Raw genomic sequence first — 2651 nt, forward strand, 5'->3', positions numbered from 1 at the left:
CGGAGAGTTTTTCCACGCCTTTGATGTAGGCGGTGTTGCCTTCGGTGGTGATGTCTGCGCCCATGCGGTTGAGTTCGGGAACGTGCATGAAGCGGTTTTCAAAAATGGTTTCCACCACGCGGCTGCTACCTTCGGCAATGGCGTTCATGGCCATAAACTGCGCCTGCATGTCGGTTGGGAAGCCTGGGTGGACGACGGTACGGATGTCCACGGCTTTGGGGCGTTGTTGCATGTCGATGGAAATCCAGTTGTCGCCTGCTTCGATGATGGCGCCGGCTTCGGTCAGTTTGTCCAATACGACTTCCATGGTTTTGGGGGCGGCATTGCGCAGGACGACTTTGCCGCCGGTCATGGCAACGGCGCAGAGGAAGGTACCGGCTTCGATACGGTCGGGAACGACGCTGTGTTCGCAGCCGTGCAGCTCTTTTACGCCTTCGATGGTCATGGTTGCTGTACCGATGCCGCTGATTTTCGCGCCCATTTTGACGAGGCATTCGGCCAAATCGACGACTTCGGGCTCGATGGCGCAGTTTTCGAGGATGGTGGTGCCTTCTGCGAGCGTGGCCGCCATCAGCAGGTTTTCAGTGCCGCCTACGGTCACAACATCCATGGTAACGCGCGTGCCTTTCAGACGGCCTTTGGCTTTGACGTAACCGTGTTCGATGGTGATTTCCGCACCCATGGTTTCGAGGCCTTTGAGGTGTTGGTCAACCGGGCGCGAACCGATGGCGCAGCCGCCGGGCAGGCTGACTTGGGCTTCTCCGAAGCGGGCGAGGGTCGGGCCCAAAACCAAGATGGATGCGCGCATGGTTTTTACCAGCTCGTAAGGTGCGCAGGTGTTGTTGACGGTGCCGCCGTTGATTTCAAATTCGGAGATGTTGTCGGTCAAAACGCGTGCGCCCATGCCTTGCAGCAGTTTTTGGGTGGTTTTGACGTCGGCGAGCATGGGTACGTTTTTCAAGCGTAAAGTGCCGGAAGTCAGCAGACCGGCACACATCAGCGGCAGGGCGGCGTTTTTTGCGCCGGATACGATGATTTCGCCGTTGAGGGGGCCGTTGGCAGAGATTTTGAGTTTGTCCACAGGATGTCTTTCGTTATTTGTCTGCACGGCTTATGCCGCACAAATGAAATGAGATGATAATAAACCGTCAATTATAAGGGATTATGCCCTTGCTGTTAGATTTGGCAGTATTAAATTTTCACAAGGTTTGTTTAAGTTGCGAAAGGATAAGATTTCAGGCCGTCTGAATGGTTCAGACGGCCTGTTTGCCAAGGCTTATTTTTTGGCTTTGAAGCCTAAGAGGTGTTGCGTGGTGGCCAGCCATGCGCCGAATACGCCCAGTGCGATGACGAAGCCGAATACCAGCGACACTTCGCTAAATGTGAAGAAACGCCAGCCGATGTTCAGACCGTAGGGTTTGAAAATCACGTCCACCAGCGGCCGTACTTCGGCCAGCAGCCAGGCCGATAAGCCCAAGCTGACGGCGGCGGAGAAAATACTCTGCCACATTGCCTGATAAAGGAAAGGGCGGCGGATGAAGGAAGCGGGCGCACCCAACAGCTTGGTGATTTCCAACTCTTCCTTGCGGCTGAGGATTTGTAGGCGGATGGTGTTGTGTGCCACCAAGACAAAGGCCATGCCCAAAGTCAGCGAGAGGAACCACAAAATCTTGCGGATAAATTCGTTAATACGATAAAGGGTCTGTACCCATTCGGTATCCATGGTTGCTGATTCGACGCGCGGCAGTTTGGTAATGTCTTTATAGATGGCTTGCATCTGATCCGGAGAAGTGGCAGGGTCGGGTGTAACGATAAAGACGTCGGGCAACGGGTTGCCATCAAGCATGGAAACGAGGTTTTGGTCGAGATTGGTCTGCAATTCTTCCAAACCTTCCTGCTTGCTGATAAAGCGGACTTTATCGATACGGCTGTCGCGTTGGAGCAGGTTTTTCACCGTGTCGGCATCAGAACCTGCCGCATCAGTGTCCATATAAACCGTAATCTGCGGCGATTCGTTGAGTTTGCCCAATACGCTTTGTCCGCTTTGGATACCCAAATACATAAACAGCGGCAAGGTCATGGCAACGGCAAGCATGAGCAGGGTCAGCAGCGTGCCGATGGGTTGGCGCAGAAGCTCTTTGAGCGCGGCGCGTGCCGATTCGACGTGTAACGAGATGTAATGAATCATACTCATGCGAGGCGTCCTTTCTGCAGGCGCAAGACGCGGTGGCCGTAATCCGCCATCAGCGTTTCATCGTGCGCCGCAACAATCACAGTCGTGCCTGCTTCATGGAAGGTTTTGAACAATTCCATAATATCCAGCGCATAGGCGCGGTCGAGGCTGGCGGACGGCTCGTCGGCGATCAGCAGGCTGGGTTGGTGAACCACTGCGCGCGCGATGCACAAACGTTGTTGTTCGCCGCCGGACAAAGTGATGGGCATATCGTTTTCGCGGCCTTTCAAGCCGACTTTCTCAATCGCAATACGCGCGCGCTCTTCAGCTTTGCGCGGCTGGTAGCCGCTGATCCGCAAAGGCAGGATAACGTTTTGCAAGACATTGCGGTCGTAGAGGATTTTGTGGTCTTGGAAGACAATGCCGATATGTTGGCGCATAAAGCCGATCTGATTGTCGCTCAAGGTGCCGAGGTCTT

The 2651-nt window shown here is 54.5% G+C and carries 3 protein-coding genes; all 3 read right to left on the minus strand.

Going from position 1 to position 2651, the window contains the following annotated elements; genetic code table 11:
- Positions 1 to 1081: UDP-N-acetylglucosamine 1-carboxyvinyltransferase (gene murA / locus ACTHUT_RS17610; RefSeq protein WP_440419226.1), on the minus strand; the 1081-nt coding region annotated here is incomplete at its 3' end.
- A 195-nt stretch (positions 1082 to 1276) separates the two neighbouring features.
- Complete coding sequence (gene ftsX, locus ACTHUT_RS17615; RefSeq protein WP_250599344.1) at positions 1277 to 2194, minus strand: permease-like cell division protein FtsX; 918 nt, start codon at positions 2192 to 2194, stop codon at positions 1277 to 1279.
- Positions 2191 to 2651 (minus strand): cell division ATP-binding protein FtsE (locus tag ACTHUT_RS17620; protein WP_440419228.1); only part of this gene is annotated, 461 nt, incomplete at its 5' end. The genes ftsX and ACTHUT_RS17620, both read right to left, overlap by 4 nt.

The organism is Neisseria sp. P0022.S010 (genome assembly GCF_051956635.1).

Bases quoted from the DNA above. Each gene is read 5' to 3' on its own strand.
- ftsX (WP_250599344.1), bottom strand. From the start codon at position 2,194: ATGAGTATGATTCATTACATCTCGTTACACGTCGAATCGGCACGCGCC.